The sequence below is a fragment of the Streptomyces sp. YKOK-I1 genome (assembly GCF_054660435.1).
In genome coordinates this window covers 2,078,306-2,096,799 of record NZ_BAAGDR010000001.1, presented here as the reverse complement: position 1 = coordinate 2,096,799, position 18,494 = coordinate 2,078,306, and the positions used below count along the sequence as shown (strand labels likewise).

The following is an 18,494-nucleotide window of genomic DNA, read 5'->3' as shown; positions in this document are numbered from 1 at the left end:
TACGGGCCGCCGCCTCACGGCTCGCGGAGGACGCACACACGCGTACTAGCCCTCGCCGTCCTCCACCCAGCCGAGGCTCTTCTCCACCGCCTTGCGCCAGTTGTGGTACTCGCGGTCCCGTACCGGCGCCTCCATCGCGGGCGTCCACTCGGCGTCCTTCTGCCAGTGCGCCTTCAGCTCGTCGAGGTCGTTCCACACCCCGGTGGCCAGCCCCGCCGCGTACGCCGCGCCCAGGCAGGTCGTCTCGGAGACCCTGGGCCGGATCACCGGCACCCCGAGGACGTCCGCCTGATGCTGCATGAGCAGGTTGTTCTTCGTCATGCCGCCGTCCACCTTCAGGGTGGTGATCTGCACCCCGGAGTCCTGGGACATGGCGTCCACGACCTCGCGCGTCTGCCAGCTCGTCGCCTCCAGCACCGCCCGCGCGAGATGCGCCTTCGTGACGTAGCGGGTCAGCCCGGTGACGACACCGCGCGCGTCCGAACGCCAGTACGGTGCGAACAGCCCCGAGAACGCGGGCACGATGTACGCCCCGCCGTTGTCCTCGACGCTCGCCGCCAGCGTCTCGATCTCGTCAGCCGATCGGATGATGCCCAGCTGGTCGCGGAACCACTGCACGAGCGCACCCGTTATCGCGATCGAACCCTCCAGACAGTAGACCGGCGCCTCCTCGCCGATCTTGTAGCCCATCGTCGTCAGCAGACCGCTCTTCGACGGCACCGGCCGGGTGCCGGTGTTGAGCAGCAGGAAACTGCCCGTCCCGTACGTGTTCTTCGCCGTCCCCACGTCGTAGCAGGCCTGCCCGAACACCGCTGCCTGCTGATCGCCCAGCGCCGAGGCGACCGGCACCCCGCCGAGCTGTCCCACGGCGGTGCCGTACACCTCGGCCGAGGACCTGATCTCCGGCAGCACGGCCTCGGGCACGTTCATGGCCGACAGAATGGAGGTGTCCCACTGAAGGGTCTCCAGGTTCATCAGCATGGTCCGGCCGGCGTTGGTCACATCGGTCACGTGCCGGCCGCCGTCCGGGCCGCCGGTCAGGTTCCAGATCAGCCAGGAGTCGATCGTGCCGAAGGCGATCTCGCCCCGCTCGGCCCGGTCCCTGAGCCCGGGCACGTTGTCCAGCAGCCAGGCCGCTTTGGGCCCCGAGAAATAGCTGGCCAGCGGCAGCCCCGTCCGATCCCGGAACCGGTCCTGCCCGTCCGCGCCGCCGAGCTCATGGCACAGCGCCGCGGTCCGGGTGTCCTGCCACACGATCGCGTTGTGCACGGGCTTGCCCGTGGCGCGGTCCCACAGCACGGTCGTCTCACGCTGGTTGGTGATGCCGAGCGCGCTGATCTGGTCGGCCCGCAGCCCGGCCTTCGCGATCGCCCCGGCGACCACGGCCTGCACCTTCGACCAGATCTCGGTGGCGTCGTGCTCGACCCATCCCGGTTTGGGGAAGATCTGGCGGTGCTCACGCTGGTCGACGGCGACGATCGCGCCGCCGTGGTCGAAGACGATGCAGCGGCTGGAGGTGGTGCCCTGGTCGATTGCGGCGACGTACTTCTCGGCGTTGTCCGTCATGGCTACCCCTTGGGCTGGGTTCAGAAGTCCGATCAGAAGGCCAGGTGGTAGAGGAGACCCGCGAGCACCCCGCCGACCAGTGGGCCGACGACGGGGATCCAGGCGTAACCCCAGTCGGAGGTGCCCTTGTTCGGGATCGGCAGGAAGGTGTGCACGATCCGTGGGCCCAGGTCGCGCGCCGGGTTGATGGCATAGCCGGTCGGCCCGCCCAGGGAGAGCCCGATGCCGACGACGAGCAGCGACACGATGAGCACGAGCGTGCCCGACTCGCCCAGACCCTTCGTCAGACCGAAGGCAAGGATTGGCAGGACGAGCGCCATCGTCGCGATGATCTCCGTGATCAGGTTGGCGACGGGGTTCCGGATCTCCGGGATGGTGGAGAAGATGCCCAGCGTCGGCGTCGGCTCCTCGGCCGCGTCCTCCGCGGCGCCCGGCTGCCGTACGTTGGCCTGGAACTGCGCGAGATACACCAGATACGCCAGGACGGCACCGAGCATCGCCCCGACCATCTGCCCCAGCAGATAGACCCAGACCTTGTCCCACTTGCCCGTGTCGACGGCGATACCGATGGTCACGGCCGGGTTGAGCTGCCCGCCCGAGAGCGGCGCGGCGGTGTACGCCCCCGCCAGCACACCGAACCCCCAGCCGAAGGCGATCACCACCCACCCCGACGCCCGCGCCTTGGAATGTCTGAGGGTGACGGCGGCGCAGACCCCCGCGCCGAACAGGATGAGGATCGCGGTACCGATGACCTCGCCGACGAATATGTCTCCGTTGCTCATGGCGGCTCCTGGGCCCGGCCCGGGGCGATCGGCCCCGGTGCGCTGTGCAGGGTGCGGTGCGCGTGGCTGCTTCGGCCATGGCAGGGGGTTCCCGCGCCCCGCCCGGCGTCCGCGACGAGCGTGCCGTCAGAGCCGAATCGCCCTGGGGGAGAGGGCCGCGGAGAAGGAAGTCCGCGTGGCGCGTGCCTGGATACGCCGAGAATGTACGGCGATGTCGGCTGACACCGGGAAGTGTTCACCGGCGCCCAGGGAGCGTCAAGGAGGCGGACGGCAATGGTTGGTCATCGCGACGCTCCGCTCATCCCGTGCCCGGCTCCACCCCCACCGCCTCCGTGGCCACCGGCGACCCCCGCCGCACCTCGTGCCCGGGGAACCCCGCCCGCCCCACCACCCAACTCGCCCCGCGCAGCGACTTCGCGGCCTTCTTCAGCGGCGCCAGACACGCGGCCGCCTGCCGGTGGTCGGCCACGCTGCCCGGCGGGCACAGGACCGTGGCCAGCGACAGCGTGACCGGACGCCCGCCCGCCGACCACGGGGTGTCCAGCACGGACACCGCCAGCAGCTCCAACTCCTCCGGATCGGCCAGCACCAGGAAGTCGTCCCCGCCGATGTGCCCCACCCGGGTGCTGCCGGACGCCGCGACCTGCAACGCCCTTCCCACCGACCGGATCAGCTCGTCGCCCGCCGCGAAGCCCGCCCCGTCGTTCACCTGCTTGAAGCGGTCCACGTCCAGCCAGCTCAGCGCGAACCCCCGGCCCTCCGCGATCCGCCGGTCCGCCTCCGAGGTGATCGCGTCCGAACCCGGCAGCCGGGTCAGCGGATTGAGCCCCACCGCCTCCTCGACCCGGCTCTCGGCCAGCACCCGTACGAGATCCGCCAGCCGTACGACGCCCACGCACCGCCCGAGCCGGTCGACGACCGCCACATCGTCCGAGGTACGGTCCCGGTCGCCGACCGCGACCACGTCCAGCACCTCCCACGCCGTGGCGTCGATGCCCACCGTCCTCGGCGGGTCGCCCAGTTTGGCCGCGGGCCGGTCGGCGTACAGGGCATGGCCGTAGCGCCCCGACAACGACAGCAGGAAACGCGACCGGTGCACCGAACGGACCGGGGCGCCCGCCCGGTCGACGAGGAGCACCCCGGAGACCTCCGGCGAACCGGTCAGCAGCGCCCGCACCTGCCCCGCGGAGGCGACGGCGGGCAGCAGCGCGGCCGGCCGTACGAACTCCCGCACCGACGGCCCCGACCACGGCACCGGCGGCGAGCCGGGACTCCGCGGCGGGATGTACACCTCGGCGACCGGCAGCCGGGCCGGCGGCGCGAACAGCACGCCCTGCGCCAGTTGCGCACCCGCCGACAGTGCCGTTGCACACTGCAGTTCGGTCTCCACCCCCTCCACACCCAGCAGCGCACCCGTCTCCTCGCACCACATCCGCATCGCCCGCACCGCCGAGGGCCGCGCGAGCAGGGAAGGATCCAGCTTCACCAGGTCCGGTGCCAGGTCGACGAGCAGCCGCAGAGGTACGTCCCCGTCCCCGACCCCGTCCGCGCTGATCCGGAAGCCCTGCTCCCGCAGCGCCCCCACCGCCTCGAGGAGCGCCCGCTGCGGCACATGCGTGTACGGCGGCACGACGTCGACGGTGACCTCCCACGGCAGCCGCCCCACCGCACGCACCGCGTCGTGCAGCGGGCTGAGCCCGCCGAGGTCGGCCAGGGTCCCGGCGAACACGTTGACGTGCAACGGCAGCAGCGTCTCCCTGCGCGCCGCCGCGCGGACCGCCGCCACGGCGAGCCGGCCGTCGAGTTCGGGGTCCCGCCGGGCCTCCGCGAGAATGTCGCCGGACTCCGGGCGAGCGAGTATCTCCAGCCCCGCCACCCCTCCCGTGATCAGATTGACCACCGGCTGGAACGCGAAGCGCAGAGTATCCGTCCAGGACTGCACGGGAGCATGATGGCGTCGGCGGCGGACGCCCAGGCCCAGTTCACGAGACGTTCACGCACGTTTCCGGGCCTCTCGCGGCCGGTGTCCGCGCCCGGCCGACGAGCCCGCGTCGCGCATCCCGGCCCCGACCGTTCCTCACCGCACCGCGAGCACCGCCGACCCGTGCCCGAACAGCCCCTGGTTCGCCGTGACGCCCACGCGCGCGTGTGGGATCTGACGCTCTCCCGCCTGCCCCCGCAACTGCCAGGTCAGCTCGCACACCTGGGCGATCGCCTGCGCCGGCACCGCCTCCCCGAACGAGGCGAGCCCCCCGCTGGTGTTCACCGGTATGCGACCGCCCGGCGCCGTCGCCCCCTCGCGCAGCAGCTTGGCGCCCTCGCCCTCACCACAGAGGCCGAGATCCTCGTACCACTGCAACTCCAGGGCGGTGGACAGGTCGTAGACCTCAGCCAGCGACAGATCCTCGGGCCCGATGCCCGCTTCCTCGTAGGCCGCGCGGGCGATCGACGCGCGGAACGGCTCGTCCGGGGGATCCACCGCGACCGCGGAGTCGGTCGCGATGTCCGGCAGATCCAGAACGGCGCTGGGATAACGGGGCGTCACGGTGGACACGGCCCGGATCCGCACCGGCTCCGCCGCACCGTGCCGGCGCGCGAACTCCATGCTCGACAGGACCAGGGCGGCCCCGCCGTCCGAGGTGGCACAGATGTCCAGCAGCCGCAGCGGATCGGCGACCACCGCCGAGGCGGCGACCTCCTCGGCGGTGACCCGCTTGCGGTAGCGCGCATACGGGTTCAGCGCCCCCATGGCGGCGTTCTTCACCTTCACCTGGGCGAAGTCCTCCGGGGTGTCCCCGTGCACGGCCATGCGCCGGCGTGCGTACAGCCCGAAGTACGTCGGATTGGTGGCGCCGAGGACCCGGAACCGCAGCCAGTCAGGGTCGTCCGGCCGGTCCCCGCCCGCGGGCCGGAAGAAGCCCTTCGGCGCCGCGTCGGCCCCCACCACGAGCGCCACGTCCGTCAGACCCGCGAGGATCCGCGCCCGCGCCGCGTCGATCGCCTGCGCACCCGACGCGCACGCCGCGTACACACTCGTCACGCGCGCGCCCTGCCAGCCCAGGGCCTTGGCGAACGTCGCCCCGGCGACATACCCCGGGTAGCCGCCGCGCACCGTGTCCGCGCCGACGACCGCGCCGACGTCGCGCCAGTGAAGACCGGCGTCGGCCAGAGCCGCCCGCGCGGCCGCCACGCCGTACTCCACGAAGCCGCGCCCCCACTTGCCCCACGGATGCATCCCGGCGCCCAGCACCGCCACGTCTGCCGTCATCCCGCCACCCCCGTCGGCCGCCACTGCCACGTCGTCCAGGTCGTCTCCGCGTCCTCGCTCAGCACGCCCTGGACGACCTCCACCTCCATGCCCACCGCCAGATCCGCGACGGTGACCCCGGGAACCGCCTGTCCCAGCACCACGAGCCGCTCGGACTCCAGCTCCACAGCGATCAACGCGTACGGCTCCCACGAAAGTTCCGGGTCGGTCACATAGGGTGACGGAGGCCGGTAGCGGCTGTCCGTGTACGACCAGACGCGTCCCCGCCGCGACAGCGGGACCTCCGCCAGATCCCCGCCGAGGCATCCAGGGTTGCGGCAGTGCGTGTCCTCGCGGGGGAAGAAGACCGAGCGGCAGGCCGAACAACAGGTCCCGAGCAGCCGGAAGTCGTCCCCGTCGCCGGTGAACCACCCGGCGACCACAGGTGTGCGTGTATGCGGCAACGTTCCTCCTCCGCAAGCAATCTGACGGACAATCAGAATTTTGGCACGGGTGCCGAGCCTTGGGCAGGGTGAGGGCATGACACGCCCCTCCAGCGCAGTCCGCGGCCTTGTCGCCGTCCTCGTCGCCCTCCTGACGGTGACCGCCGCGTCCGCCACCGCGCGTGCGTCCACCGACGACCGGGCCCCCGCGGACTTCGTGGCTCTCTCCACCGTGGACCCGACGATCCTTCAGGACATCCGCTACTTCACCCCGCACAACTTCGTCGGAGCACCCGTCGACGGCTACCAGCAGCCGATCTGCATCCTCACCCGCCCGGCGGCCGAAGCCCTCCACCGCGCACAGAGCCGGCTGCTCCGCCAGGGCTACTCGCTCAAGGTGTACGACTGCTACCGGCCCCAACGCGCCGTGGACCACTTCGTCCGCTGGGCCGAGGACCTCGACGACCAGGCCATGAAGGGGGAGTTCTACCCGGACGTCGACAAGACCCGGCTCTTCGAGGACGGCTACATCGCGGAGAAGTCCGGCCACAGCCGCGGCTCCACCATGGACCTCACCATCGTGCAGCTCCCGGCCCTCGTGACCAGGCCCTACGTACCCGGTGAGACCCTCGTGCCCTGCCACGCGCCCCAGGAGGAGCGCTTCCCGGACAACTCCGTCGACATGGGCACGGGCTACGACTGCTTCGACACCCTCGCCCACACCCTGGACCCGCGCATCCAGGGCCGGCAGCTCGCCAACCGGCTGCTCCTCAAGAACACCCTGGAAGACCTCGACTTCGTGAACCTCGCCGAGGAATGGTGGCACTACACCTTCAAGCCCGAGCCCTACCCGGACACCTACTTCGACTTCCCCGTCTCCACCGCGTCTCTCACCACCGCGGACTGAGCCACACGCGCACGACGCCCTCCCCAAGATCGGATACGCTCCGCCGCGTGTCCGAATCTCTGCACTCCCATGCGAACTCCGCGCGCGACTCCCACTGTTCGAGCTGCGGAGCGCCCTACGGGGAGGGCGTCACCGGCTGGCCCCGCACCTGCCCGGCCTGCGCCACCATCGCCTACCGCAACCCGCTGCCGGTGGCCGTCGCCCTCCAGCCCGTGTACGACACGGCGGGCACCGGTCTGGTCGTCATCACCCGAACCATCGCCCCCGCGCGCGGGGGAGTCGCCCTGCCCGGCGGCTTCATCGACCACCGCGAGGACTGGCGGCAGGCCGTCGTCCGCGAACTCAGGGAGGAGACCGGCATCGACGCCGCGAGCCGCGACGTCCGCCTCGCCGACGCCATGAGCTCGCCCGACGGCCACCTCCTGCTGTTCGGACTCCTCCCCGAGTGCCCCGCCGACCGCCTGCCGGAGTCGGCGGCCACCGACGAGACGGAGGGCTGGCACGTCCTGCGCGGGCCCGAGGAACTCGCCTTCCCGCTGCACACGCACGCGGTACGGGCGTTCTTCGAGGGCCGCTACATCTGAGCGCGCCGCACGCCCCTCAGGCGCCGCGGGGGCTATGAGAGCCCACGGACCCGCACGGGGTGGGACGGCGCGTGCAGGCCGTCCTCGTCCTCCCGCTCGACGACGACCTGCCGGCCCTCCCACCGGGCGACGTACCGCTCGACCTCGGGCTCGTCCCAGCCGTCGCCCGCGTCCCGCACCACCAGGCCGCCACCGGTCCGTCCCCGGGCCGGTGTCCACACCTCCAGCTCCAGCCCCCCGTCGTCCCCGCGCACCGGTATGACGGCACCCGCGCGCGCGAACACCGGGATCCGCGACAGCGGCGCGTCCACGAGCACCTGCCCCGGTCCCCGGTGCCGCCGGCCGGTCGCCGTGTCGTACCAGACCCCCCTCGGCAGCTGCACCGCGCGCCGCTCGGCACCCGGATCCAGCACCGGCGCCACCAGCAGGCTGTCCCCCAGCAGAAAGGCGTCCTCGCAGTCCCGCAACGCCCGGTCCTCGGGCGCGCCCCACCACACCGGGCGCACATAGGGAGCCCCGGTGCGCCGGGCCAGATGCGCCAGCGTCATGAAGTACGGCAGCAGCCGCCGACGTTCGACGAGCGCGACGCGCGCGTGCTCCAGCACCTCCGGACCGAACTCCCACGGCTCACGGCGACCCGCCCGCAGGCTCGCGTGCGTCCGGAACAACGGCAGATACGCGCCCAGTTGGAACCACCGCAGATACAACTCCGGCGACGGGCTCCCGTCGAAGCCCCCCACGTCCGGCCCCGAGTACGGCACCCCGCACAGCCCGAGCCCCATCACCAGCGACAGCGACGCCCGCAGCCCCGGCCAGCCCGTGGCGACGTCCCCCGACCAGGTCCCGCCGTAGCGCTGCAGGCCCGCCCAGCCGGAGCGCGAGAACAGGAACGGCCGCTCCTCGGGCAGCAGCTCCCGCAGCCCTTCGTACGCCGCCCTGGCCATGCATAGCGCATAGACGTTGTGGGCCTCCCGGTGATCGCCCTCCCGCCCGTCCAGCGCGTGCCGCGCCGACCGCGGGAGCGTCGGCTCACCGAAGGCCGTGAACGACGTCGGTTCGTTCATGTCGTGCCAGAAGCCGGCGAAGCCCTGCCCGACGCGCTCCGCGTACAGCCCTCCCCACCAGCGCCGCACACGCGCGTGCGTGAAGTCCGGGAACACCGTTTCACCCGGCCACACCACGCCCTCGACGAGCCGCCCCGCGGCGTCCTTGACGAACGCGTCCTCGGCGAGCCCGCTGTCGTACACGGCGTTGCCCGGCTCGGCCCTGACCGCCGGGTCGACGATCGACACCAGCCGGATGCCGTCCCGCCGCAGCTCCTCGGCGAGCACCGGCAGCTTGGGGAAGCGGTCCTGGTCGACGGTGAACACCTGATGGTCGTCGTAGTGGTCGATGTCGAGATGGACGGCGTCCAGCGGCAGACCGTGCTCGTGATAGCCCGCGACGATCCGCCGCACCTCCTGCTCGCTGCCGAAGCCCCAGCGCGCGTGATGGTGCCCCAGCGCCCACGCCGGAGGCAGCGCCGGAGCCCCCGTGAGCGAGGCCCAGGCGAGCAGCACGCGCGCGGGGGTGCCCACCACGACCCAGCACCGCAACGGGCCGCCCTCCATCCGCAGCTCGCTCGAACCCGGCCGGTCGTGCCCCGACCCGGCCCCCTCCTCGCCCTCCCGCAGGGTCACCGTGCCGTCCCAGGAGGAGTCGTGGAACACCAGATGCGTCGCCGCGTCGGACACCACCAACTGCACCGGCATCGTCAGATACAGCGGATCGTCCTCGCGGCCGAACGCGTGTCCGGGATCCGTGTTCCACAGCCGGTACGTCCCGCCCCGCAGCCGGGGCCCCGACGCCCGCCCGCCCAGCCCGAAGAAGCGCGCGTCCGCCGCCACCTCCGACCGCTGCATCCAGCGCGCCGGACCGCCGTCCCTCGGCTCCCACCAGCGCGGCGGCAGATCACGCCGCAACGTCACCCCGCCCGGGGTGCACACCTCGACCGCACCGTGCCGCGAGACCACCACCGTCACCCGCTCGGCCACCACCCGCCAGCCGCCGTCCTTGTCCGGCTCCAGCACCGCCCGCGGATCGGGCTCCGGGCACCGCCCTGCCAGCGCGTACGACGGCTCCGGCTCGGCCCCGTCCCAGCCCCAGAAGACCGCCCCGTTCACCGCCACGAAGATCCGCAGGTCCGAGCGGCTGAACCGGATCGTGCCGCCGCCGGGCCCCGGCTCCACGTCCTGCACCGGCCCCGGCACCCGGGCACGCTCGGCACCCCGCGCCGGCAACCCGGTGGCGTCGGCGCGCCGCCGGCGCCAGGCGGCCCGTACCGTACGGAGCCCCCGGGCGGCCCCGGCGGAACCCACCGTCTTCATCGAACGCACCAGGTCACGACCGTCCATGCTGTTCACCCTGCCACTGACCGCTCCACACGCGCGTGTCGTTCAACTGCCGTTCACCCATGTCGGGACCACATCTTCACGACACGGACTGTGTGGGGCACACCCTGGTGCAGAAGTCGATCACATGGCATCGTCCCTGTCAGCCGCGTCACGCGCACACCCCGCACGTGCGCGGACGACGCATACGACGCGCCACAGTCCGGGAGCCGCCCCCATGCCGACCGTGAAGCCCGAGCCGCTCTGGCGGCCAGATCCGCAGCGCATCGCGAAAGCCCAGGTCACCAGGTTCCAGGCCTGGGCGGCCGAGTACCACGGAGCCCCCGCGGACGGCGGGTACCCGGCTCTGCACCGCTGGTCCGTGGACGCGCTGGAGCCGTTCTGGACGGCCGTCACGCAATGGTTCGACGTACGGTTCTCGACGCCCTACGCGCGCGTGCTGGGCGACCGCTCCATGCCGGGTGCGGCCTGGTTCCCCGGGGCCACGCTGAACTACGCCGAGCACGCCCTGCGTGCCGCCGCCACCCGCCCGGACGAACCGGCCCTGCTGTATGTCGACGAGTCTCATGAACCACAGCCGGTGACCTGGTCGGAGCTGCGCCGCCAGGTCGGCGCGCTGGCCGCCCGCCTGCGCGAGCTCGGCGTGCGCCCGGGGGACCGGGTCAGCGGCTACCTCCCGAACATCCCGCAGGCCGTCGTCGCCCTCCTCGCCACCGCCGCCGCGGGCGGGGTCTGGACGTCCTGCGCCCCCGACTTCGGCGCCCGCAGCGTCCTCGACCGCTTCCAGCAGGTCGAACCCGTCGTCCTGTTCACCGTCGACGGCTACCGATACGGCGGCAAGGAACACGACCGCCGCGACGCCGTCGCCGAACTGCGCCGCGAGCTGCCCAGCCTGCGCGCCGTCGTCCACATCCCGCTGCTCGGTACCGAGGCCCCCGAGGGAGCCCTGGACTGGGCGGCGCTCACGGCCGGTGACGAGGAACCCGTCTTCGAACAGGTCCCCTTCGCCCACCCCCTGTGGGTTCTGTACTCCTCCGGTACGACCGGCCTGCCCAAGGCCATCGTCCAGTCCCAGGGCGGCATCCTGGTCGAACACCTCAAGCAGCTCGGCCTGCACTGCGACCTCGGCCCCGAGGACCGTTTCTTCTGGTACACCTCGACCGGCTGGATGATGTGGAACTTCCTCGTCTCCGGCCTCCTCACGGGCACGACGGTCGTCCTCTACGACGGCAGCCCCGGCTTCCCCGACACCGGCGCACAGTGGCGCATCGCCGCACGCACGGGAGCCACCCTGTACGGCACCTCGGCGGCGTACGTCATGGCCTGCCGCAAGGCGGAGGTGCACCCGGCCCGCGACTTCGACCTCTCCAGGATCCAGTGCGTGGCCACCACCGGCTCCCCCCTCCCGCCCGACGGTTTCCGCTGGCTGCACGACGAGTTCGCGGAAAGCGGGGCGGACCTGTGGATCGCCTCCGTCAGCGGCGGCACCGATGTGTGCTCCTGCTTCGCCGGCGCCGTACCGACCCTCCCCGTGTACATCGGTGAGCTCCAGGCGCCCGGCCTCGGCACCGACCTCCAGTCGTGGGACCCGGACGGCCACCCCGTCGTGGACGAGGTCGGCGAACTCGTCGTCACCAACCCCATGCCCTCCATGCCGGTCCACTTCTGGAACGACCCCGACGGCAGCCGCTACCACGACAGCTACTTCGACACCTACCCCGGCGTCTGGCGGCACGGTGACTGGATCACCGTCACCTCACGCGGCTCCGTCGTCATCCACGGCCGTTCCGACTCCACGCTCAACCGCCAGGGCGTCCGTATGGGCTCCGCCGACATCTACGAGGTCGTCGAGCGGCTCCCCGAGATCAAGGAATCCCTGGTCATCGGCATCGAACAGCCCGACGGCGGCTACTGGATGCCCCTCTTCGTCCACCTCGCCCCCGGAGCCGTCCTCGACGACGCCCTGCTCGGCCGCATCAAGCAGGCCATCCGTGAGCAGCTGTCGCCGCGCCATGTCCCCGACGAGGTCATCGAGGTGCCCGGTGTCCCGCACACCCTCACGGGCAAGCGCATCGAGGTGCCCGTCAAACGTCTCCTCCAGGGCACACCCTTGGAGAAGGCGGTCAACCCGGGCTCCATCGACAACCTGGAACTGCTCCACTTCTACGAGGAACTCGCCCGCAAGAAGGCCTGACACACGCGGTAGGTCGTCCCCGCGCGCCGCTCAGCCACCGTAGGTGGCCGCGGACTCGCCCAGCACCGCGGCGAAGTCCGAGGCCAGCCGTACCGCGTCGGCCGGTTCCAGCTCGGCCACGGAGATCCGCACCCCCGGCTCCGACGCCAGCCGGAACCGGGCTCCCGCCGCCACCCACCAGCCCTGCGACCGCAACCCGTTCACCACGGCCGACTCGTCCCGCACCGGTACCCACAGGTTCATCCCGCTCGCACCGTGCGCCGCGATGCCACGGGCCGCCAGCTCCCGCAGCAGCGCCGCCCTGCGCCGGGCGTACGTCTCCCGCGCGCGGTTCACCAACGCGCGCGTGCCGTCATCGGTCAGCAGCCCGTACACCGTCTCCTGCAGGAGATGGCTGACCCACCCGGACGTCAGCAGCAGCCGCCCGTCGTGCCGGGCCAGCGTGGTCGGATCACAGGCCGCCGCCGCCCACCGCAGGTCGGTCCCGAGGAACTTGCTCACCGTCCGCACATGCACCCAGCGCGACAGCCCGCCCGACGTCAGCGACCACAGCGGCGCGTCCGCGACCGCCGAGGCGTGGTCGTTCTCGACGACCAGCAGATCCGGCTCGCCCCGCAACACCTCGACGAGCTCGTCCCGGCGCGCCTCGGAGAAACAACCCCCATAGGGGTTCTGGGCCCGGGGACTGCACACCAGCGCGCGCACCCCCGCCCGTACGGCGGTCCGGAGCGCCTCCGGACGCAACCCCTGGTCGTCCACGGCGACCGGCACGATCCGCAGTCCCAGGGCCGTGACCAGATCCAGAAGATGGTGATATCCGGGATCCTCCATGGCCACGGCGTCCCCGGGCCGGAGCTCCACGGACAGCAGCCGGTCGACCAGATCCAGCGCGCCGTGCGCGAACGTCACCTGCTCCACTGGTACGCCGTCGGGTCGCAGCCAGTCCCGTACGGCCTCCTCCAGCCGCTCCAGCCGGGGGGTCGCACGGTGCGAACGGGCGCCGGGGGACAGGCGCGTGGGCGGCACCAGCGCGGGCAGCAGCTTCGGATCGGGATGCCCGCCTGCCAGGTCGTGCAGCCCCTCCGGCACCTTCGGCGGTCTGCGTGAGGCAACGGCGGGAACCGGCGCGACCACCGTGCCGCCCCGCCCGCGTGTGACGACGATGCCCCGCCGCCGCAGCTCCTTGTAGGCCGTGGCGACCGTCCCGGGGCTGACCCCGAGCTCGTCCGCCAGCCGCCGCACCGGAGGCAGTGCGGCCCCCGGCCCCAACGCGCCTTCGGTCACGCCCCGTTCGACGGACGCGGCAATCCCCTTGGCCGTCGTACCACTGATCCCATATTGTGTTGCCACATTGCCAAGTATGTATCAATACATAATTCCAGGCAAGGGGGAGCCCGTGCGACCGATCCACCGCGCAGTCACCTGGACCCGCAGCACACCCGGAGGACGCGACGGACGCCGCATGCTGACCATCGCCCTCGTCGACCGCGTCGGCAGCGGACTGTGGGCATCCGTCAGCGTCCTGTACTTCACCTACGTCTCAGGCCTCTCCGTCGCCCAGGTCGGCACCCTCGTCGCCGTGGCCGGAGCCGCCGGAATCGCCGGATCCCCGCTCGGCGGACGCCTGGCGGACCGCTTCCCGGTCACCCGCGTCCTCGTCACCGTCCAACTGCTGCGCGCCCTCGCCTCCTTCGCCCTGCTGACCACCGACCACTACGCGCTCCTCGTCGCCTACTGCTCCCTCGGCAGCCTCGGCGACCGCGCCGCCAACGTCCTCACCAAGCTCTACGCCACCCGCGTCGCCGGCCCCGACCGCGTCCGCTACCAGGCACTCCAACGCACCGTCGCCAACGCCGGCTGGGCCCTCGGCGGCCTCGCCGCCGCGGCCGCACTGGCGCTCGGCACCACGGCCGCCTACCACTGGCTTCTCGCAGGCGACGCCCTCTCCTTCCTCGCCTGCGCCCTGCTCACCCTCCGCATCGGCGAACCCCACTCGAACACCCGCACGGTGACCACCTCCACGGACCCGAGGCCCACCGCCGCACCCACCAGCCCGTGGCGCGACCGCACCTACCTCGCCTACGTGGCCACCGACACCGTCCTCTTCCTCGACGACGCCGTCTTCAAGGTCGGCCTGCCCCTCTGGATCGCCCACACCAGCACCGCACCCCACGGCCTGGCCCCGCTGCTGATGGTCCTCAACAACCTGATGGTCGTGGCCCTCCAGGTCCCCCTGGCCCGCTTCGGCGCCACCACGGCCGCCGCCCGCCGCCTCCTCGCCCCGCTCTCGGCGGCCTTCGTCCTCGCCGGCATCGCCATGGCCGTCTCGGTGACCGGCGGAACCGTCACCACCACCCTGTGCCTCACCGCCGCGGCCGCCCTCTTCACCCTGGCCGAGATCCTCCACGCCACGATCTCCTGGGAACTCTCCGTCGCCCTGGCACCCGACACCGCCCAGGGCGCCTACCTCGGAGTCCATGGCCTGGCCCAGTCCGCCCAGCGCAGCATCGGACCACTCGCCGTCACCGCCGCCATCGCCACCGGCCCCCTCGGCTGGCTCACCTTCGGCACCACCATCGCCCTGACCTGCGCAATCCAGCATCGACTGGTCCGCGAACGGCTCACGCGAGAGCCGTTGTCAGTGGCGCCGGTTACTGTGAGTGAGCATTGATCGACCGTGCACCCAGGGGGAACCATGGCACTCACCGACCGCCAGCTCATGCGCCGCGTCCTGCGCCGCGAAATCGCCGGCACCATCGGCCTGCTCACGGACGAACACGACTTCCGAGCCATGAAGCGCTACCGCAGCTTCACCTTCGACGACCACACCACCTACCTCCGCCAGGTCGAAGACCTTCTCAGGGTCCGCGCCCTGCAAGGCACCCACACCACCGTCGCCCTCTTCGACCCGCAGGAATACGCCGACTACTGCACCGCAGGCAACCTCGACCCCGACCTCCCCGCCAGCCGCAGCCGCTTCACGGCCCAGCTCGCCACCACCGGCCCCACCCTCCCGTACGACGGCCAGCCCCTCGCCGACCTGCTCCCCGCCCTGGTCGACGAAGCCGTACGCCAGGCCACCTGGGAGTACGCCGCCACCCTGCTCGCCCGCCTGGGAGCCTGCGCCACCTGCGGCGAGGACATCGGCCGCGCCGCCTTCCAGCACGCATCCGACCTCGTCGTCCGCATCCTCGACACCGCACCGCCCGGCGACCGGCACCTCGTCTGCAGCGTCACGGGAACACCCGAAACCCTCGTCGCCGTCCTCCACGCCGACGACGAGACCGACAGCGCGACACAGGTCGACGAGGCCGAAGCCCTGGAGTTCACCACCGTCCTCGCCCTCGGCCTCGCCACCCGCGGCCCCGGCGGACTCGTCATGCGCACAAGCGCACCCGGCGGCCCCGACCGGGTCTACGGCTGGCGCATGCGCGGCGACGGCCTCGAACCTCTGACCGCGGGCGAGGTCTTCGACGCCTACTGCACCGACGCCGAATCCGGCGACCTCATCGCCCCCGAGTCCGGAGTCGACTACAGCGTCCCACCGGAACTGGACGAGGACCCCCGGCCCGACCACCACCACTGAACCGACACCCGGACAAGCCCAGCCGACAGGAAGAACAAGAACGAGAAGGGGCGCCCCACTCGAAAGCGGCGCGCCCCTGCCCACCGACCGGAGGCCGGCCCGAGCGTCTACTCCCCGGACAGCACGGCCTGCGCCGCGCTCCGCGCCTCCTCGGCACTGTCCGTCGCCCGCGCCGCAGCAGCGGCCCGCTCGCACTGCGCGAGCGTGTACTTCGCCAGAGTCGCCCGCACATAAGGAATCGACGCCGCACCCATGGAAAGAGAGGTGACGCCCAGACCGGTCAGCACACAGGCGAGCAGCGGGTCGGACGCCGCCTCACCGCACACACCACAGCTCTTGCCCTCGGACCCGGCCGCCTCGGCCGCCAGCGCGACCAGGTCGAGCAGCGCGGGCTGCCACGGATCCTGCAGCCGGGACACCGCACCCACTTGCCGGTCGGCGGCGAAGGTGTACTGCGCGAGGTCGTTCGTCCCCAGCGACAGGAACTCGACCTCCCGCAGAATCGAACGGGCCCGCAGCGCGGCGGACGGGATCTCCACCATGGCACCGAACTTCGCTCGCAGCCCGGCCTCGCGGCACGCGTCCGCGAACGCCTTGGCGTCGGCACGGTCCGCCACCATGGGGGCCATCACCTCGAGGTGGACCGGCAGCCCCTCGGCCGCCGTCGCCAGCGCCGTCAGCTGGGTCCGCAGCACCTCCGGGTGATCCAGCAGGGTGCGCAGACCACGCACGCCCAGTGCCGGGTTCGGCTCGTCGGCCGGGGTCAGGAAGTCCAGCGGCTTGTCCGCGCCCGCGTCCAGCACCCGCACGACGACCCGTCCCTCGGGGAAGGCTTCGAGCACCTGGCGATAGGCCTCGACCTGCTTCTCCTCGGAGGGCGCGTTCTTGCTGTCGTCGAGGAAGAGGAACTCGGTGCGGAACAGACCGATGCCCTCCGCCCCCGCCTCGACGGCGGCCGGTACATCCGCCGGCCCACCGACGTTGGCCAGCAGCGGCACCTTGTGGCCGTCGGCGGTCGCACCGGGACCGGTGGACCCCGCCAGCGCGGCCTTGCGCTCCGCGGCCGCGGCCCTCAGCTGTGCCTTCTTCTCGTCGCTCGGATGCACGAAGATCTCGCCCGTGCTGCCGTCGACCGCGATCATCGTGCCCTCGGCCAGCTCACCGGCGCCCGGCAGCGCCACGACCGCCGGCACACCGAGCGCGCGGGCCAGGATCGCGCTGTGACTGGTCGGCCCGCCCTCCTCGGTCACGAAGCCGAGCACCAGCGTCGGGTCGAGCAGCGCCGTGTCGGCCGGCGCCAGATCCCGGGCCACCAGCACGTACGGCTCGTCGCTGTCCGGGACGCCCGGCATCGGGACGCCCAGCAGACGGGCGACGATACGGTTCCGCACATCGTCGAGGTCGGCCACCCGACCCGCGAGGTACTCACCGGCTCCGGCCAGCAGCTCGCGGTACGCGGCGAACGCGTCGTACACGGCACGCTCGGCCGTGCTGCCCACGGCGATACGCCGCTCCACGTCCACCATCAGCTCGGGGTCCTGGGCCATCATGGCCTGCGCCTCGAGCACCGCCTGGGCCTCGCCGCCCGCCAGATTGCCGCGCGCCGTCAGATCGGCGGCGACCGCCTCCACGGCCTGGCGGGCGCGCCCCTGTTCGCGCTCCGCCTCCTCGGCCGGTATCTGCTTGGCAGGCGGCTCGAGCACCGCCGTTCCCATGTGCCGAACCTCGCCGATCGCCACACCGTGACTCACGCCGACGCCTCGCAGCGTTGTCTCCATCTCACCCGTCTCCGATAGAGCGGCGGGTCCCGCCGCCGCGTTGGTTGTCCTCTGTGCCGTCGTGCCGTTCAGCACGACGGCGCCGGCATCACTGCCCGATAGGGAGCGGCATCACTGCCAGGTAAAGAGAAGGTCGCCGGCCTTCATGTCGCCGTCCTCGCGGAGTTCGCCGAGGGCCTCGGCCGTGGCCTCCAGTGCCACCACGGGGCACACGGGGGACTTCCCGCTCTCTTCGACCGCCGCCGGGTTCCAGCGCACGACGGCCTGACCGCGGGTCACGGTGTCGCCCTTGTTCACAAGGAGATCGAAGCCCTCACCGTTGAGCTGCACGGTGTCGATACCGAGGTGGGTGAGCACACCGTGTCCCTCGGAGTCGACGACGACGAACGCGTGCGGGTGGAGGGAGACGATCACCCCGTCCACGGGCGCCACCGCCTCGGAGGGTTCGCGCACCGGGTCGATCGCGGTACCGGGGCCGACCATGGCTCCGGAGAAGACCGGATCGGGCACTGCGGCCAGTCCGATGGCGCGTCCTGCAAGAGGGGACGTCACGGTGGTCATGGGAAGCCTCCCAGGGGTGGAGATGTACAGGGCCGTTACTACTTGTCCCGGACGGCGCACTGTGCAGCAGGGTATGTCAGATGAAGTACCGGTTCCGCACGAGAGTCCGATCCGTGGTCTAGACCACCAGCCTAATGGATTTGCGCGCGCTCTGCGGCCCCGTGTACAGTCGTACTCCTGCCTGAGGGTGAGCGACGCGATCAAGCGCGCTTAACAGGGCGGCAACCAACTCTGATGGATCCTCACTCTGGATCATCTTCCGCATGCCTGCGGGACGGTGGTCAGGAGGCCGGAAAAACCCTGATAGTGTTGGAAACACCGAAGGGAAGCCCGGAGGAAAGCCCGAGAGGGTGAGTACAAAGGAAGCTTTCGTTCCTTGAGAACTCAACAGCGTGCCAAAAATCAACGCCAGATTAGTTGATACCCCGTCCCCGGCAGTGATAGCCGAGGATGAGG

The 18,494-nt window shown here is 71.7% G+C and carries 14 protein-coding genes; 5 read left to right on the top strand and 9 right to left on the bottom strand.

Going from position 1 to position 18,494, the window contains the following annotated elements:
* Positions 1-45: 45 nt before the first annotated feature.
* From glpK to ACYQ8Q_RS08750, 5 genes are all read right to left on the bottom strand, one after another.
* The gene (glpK, locus tag ACYQ8Q_RS08770) at positions 46-1,566 is read right to left on the bottom strand and encodes a glycerol kinase GlpK (RefSeq protein WP_460063334.1); all 1,521 of its coding nucleotides are present in this window, start codon (positions 1,564-1,566) and stop codon (positions 46-48) included.
* A gap of 32 nt (positions 1,567-1,598) precedes the next feature.
* Positions 1,599-2,348 carry an MIP/aquaporin family protein gene (locus ACYQ8Q_RS08765; protein WP_460063333.1) on the bottom strand — a complete coding sequence of 250 codons (750 nt, stop codon included), beginning with the start codon at positions 2,346-2,348 and terminating at the stop codon, positions 1,599-1,601.
* A gap of 298 nt (positions 2,349-2,646) precedes the next feature.
* Positions 2,647-4,290, bottom strand: a complete 1,644-nt coding sequence (locus ACYQ8Q_RS08760; protein WP_460063331.1) for an EAL domain-containing protein — start codon at positions 4,288-4,290, stop codon at positions 2,647-2,649.
* A gap of 135 nt (positions 4,291-4,425) precedes the next feature.
* Positions 4,426-5,616: a lipid-transfer protein gene (locus tag ACYQ8Q_RS08755; protein WP_460063330.1), complete on the bottom strand. Its 1,191-nt coding sequence runs from the start codon at positions 5,614-5,616 to the stop codon at positions 4,426-4,428.
* Positions 5,613-6,038, bottom strand: coding sequence for a Zn-ribbon domain-containing OB-fold protein (locus ACYQ8Q_RS08750; RefSeq protein ID WP_460073220.1), 426 nt, complete (start codon positions 6,036-6,038; stop codon positions 5,613-5,615). The genes ACYQ8Q_RS08755 and ACYQ8Q_RS08750 overlap by 4 nt, the downstream gene beginning before the upstream one ends.
* A gap of 97 nt (positions 6,039-6,135) precedes the next feature.
* Here ACYQ8Q_RS08750 and ACYQ8Q_RS08745 point away from each other — a divergent pair, with 97 nt between their 5' ends.
* Entirely contained in the window at positions 6,136-6,945 is an 810-nt protein-coding gene (locus ACYQ8Q_RS08745) for a M15 family metallopeptidase (RefSeq protein WP_460063329.1), read from the top strand.
* Positions 6,946-6,992: 47 nt separating this feature from the next.
* On the top strand, positions 6,993-7,529 hold the full coding sequence (locus tag ACYQ8Q_RS08740; RefSeq protein ID WP_460063328.1) for an NUDIX domain-containing protein: 537 nt from the start codon (positions 6,993-6,995) through the stop codon (positions 7,527-7,529).
* Between the two features lie 32 nt (positions 7,530-7,561).
* On the opposite strand, the gene ACYQ8Q_RS08735 is transcribed toward ACYQ8Q_RS08740, so the two are convergent.
* Positions 7,562-9,922 carry a glycoside hydrolase family 31 protein gene (locus ACYQ8Q_RS08735; protein WP_460063326.1) on the bottom strand — a complete coding sequence of 787 codons (2,361 nt, stop codon included), beginning with the start codon at positions 9,920-9,922 and terminating at the stop codon, positions 7,562-7,564.
* A 214-nt stretch (positions 9,923-10,136) separates the two neighbouring features.
* On the opposite strand from ACYQ8Q_RS08735, the gene ACYQ8Q_RS08730 reads away from it, so the two are divergent.
* Complete coding sequence (locus ACYQ8Q_RS08730) at positions 10,137-12,113, top strand: acetoacetate--CoA ligase (protein ID WP_460063325.1); 1,977 nt, start codon at positions 10,137-10,139, stop codon at positions 12,111-12,113.
* Between the two features lie 30 nt (positions 12,114-12,143).
* On the opposite strand, the gene ACYQ8Q_RS08725 is transcribed toward ACYQ8Q_RS08730, so the two are convergent.
* Positions 12,144-13,463, bottom strand: coding sequence for an aminotransferase class I/II-fold pyridoxal phosphate-dependent enzyme (locus tag ACYQ8Q_RS08725; RefSeq protein ID WP_460063323.1), 1,320 nt, complete (start codon positions 13,461-13,463; stop codon positions 12,144-12,146).
* A gap of 112 nt (positions 13,464-13,575) precedes the next feature.
* On the opposite strand from ACYQ8Q_RS08725, the gene ACYQ8Q_RS08720 reads away from it, so the two are divergent.
* Together ACYQ8Q_RS08720 and ACYQ8Q_RS08715 are read left to right on the top strand one after the other, a co-directional pair.
* The gene (locus ACYQ8Q_RS08720; RefSeq protein WP_460063321.1) at positions 13,576-14,784 is read left to right on the top strand and encodes an MFS transporter; all 1,209 of its coding nucleotides are present in this window, start codon (positions 13,576-13,578) and stop codon (positions 14,782-14,784) included.
* Positions 14,785-14,808: 24 nt separating this feature from the next.
* Positions 14,809-15,699 carry a hypothetical protein gene (locus ACYQ8Q_RS08715; protein ID WP_460063319.1) on the top strand — a complete coding sequence of 297 codons (891 nt, stop codon included), beginning with the start codon at positions 14,809-14,811 and terminating at the stop codon, positions 15,697-15,699.
* Between the two features lie 107 nt (positions 15,700-15,806).
* Here ACYQ8Q_RS08715 and ptsP read toward each other — a convergent pair whose 3' ends face one another.
* Complete coding sequence (gene ptsP, locus ACYQ8Q_RS08710; protein ID WP_460063317.1) at positions 15,807-17,477, bottom strand: phosphoenolpyruvate--protein phosphotransferase; 1,671 nt, start codon at positions 17,475-17,477, stop codon at positions 15,807-15,809.
* A gap of 111 nt (positions 17,478-17,588) precedes the next feature.
* Complete coding sequence (locus tag ACYQ8Q_RS08705) at positions 17,589-18,038, bottom strand: PTS sugar transporter subunit IIA (RefSeq protein ID WP_460063316.1); 450 nt, start codon at positions 18,036-18,038, stop codon at positions 17,589-17,591.
* Between the last annotated feature and the right edge of the window lie 456 nt (positions 18,039-18,494).

Excerpts from the sequence above, each read along its gene's own strand:
- ACYQ8Q_RS08765 (WP_460063333.1), bottom strand. The coding sequence starts at position 2,348 with ATGAGCAACGGAGACATATTCGTCGGCGAGGTCATCGGTACCGCGATC.
- ACYQ8Q_RS08720 (WP_460063321.1), top strand. The coding sequence starts at position 13,576 with ATGCTGACCATCGCCCTCGTCGACCGCGTCGGCAGCGGACTGTGGGCA.
- ACYQ8Q_RS08705 (WP_460063316.1), bottom strand. The coding sequence starts at position 18,038 with ATGACCACCGTGACGTCCCCTCTTGCAGGACGCGCCATCGGACTGGCC.
- ACYQ8Q_RS08715 (WP_460063319.1), top strand. The coding sequence starts at position 14,809 with ATGGCACTCACCGACCGCCAGCTCATGCGCCGCGTCCTGCGCCGCGAA.
- ACYQ8Q_RS08735 (WP_460063326.1), bottom strand. The coding sequence starts at position 9,922 with ATGGACGGTCGTGACCTGGTGCGTTCGATGAAGACGGTGGGTTCCGCC.
- ptsP (WP_460063317.1), bottom strand. The coding sequence starts at position 17,477 with ATGGAGACAACGCTGCGAGGCGTCGGCGTGAGTCACGGTGTGGCGATC.
- ACYQ8Q_RS08755 (WP_460063330.1), bottom strand. The coding sequence starts at position 5,616 with ATGACGGCAGACGTGGCGGTGCTGGGCGCCGGGATGCATCCGTGGGGC.
- glpK (WP_460063334.1), bottom strand. The coding sequence starts at position 1,566 with ATGACGGACAACGCCGAGAAGTACGTCGCCGCAATCGACCAGGGCACC.
- ACYQ8Q_RS08745 (WP_460063329.1), top strand. The coding sequence starts at position 6,136 with ATGACACGCCCCTCCAGCGCAGTCCGCGGCCTTGTCGCCGTCCTCGTC.
- ACYQ8Q_RS08730 (WP_460063325.1), top strand. The coding sequence starts at position 10,137 with ATGCCGACCGTGAAGCCCGAGCCGCTCTGGCGGCCAGATCCGCAGCGC.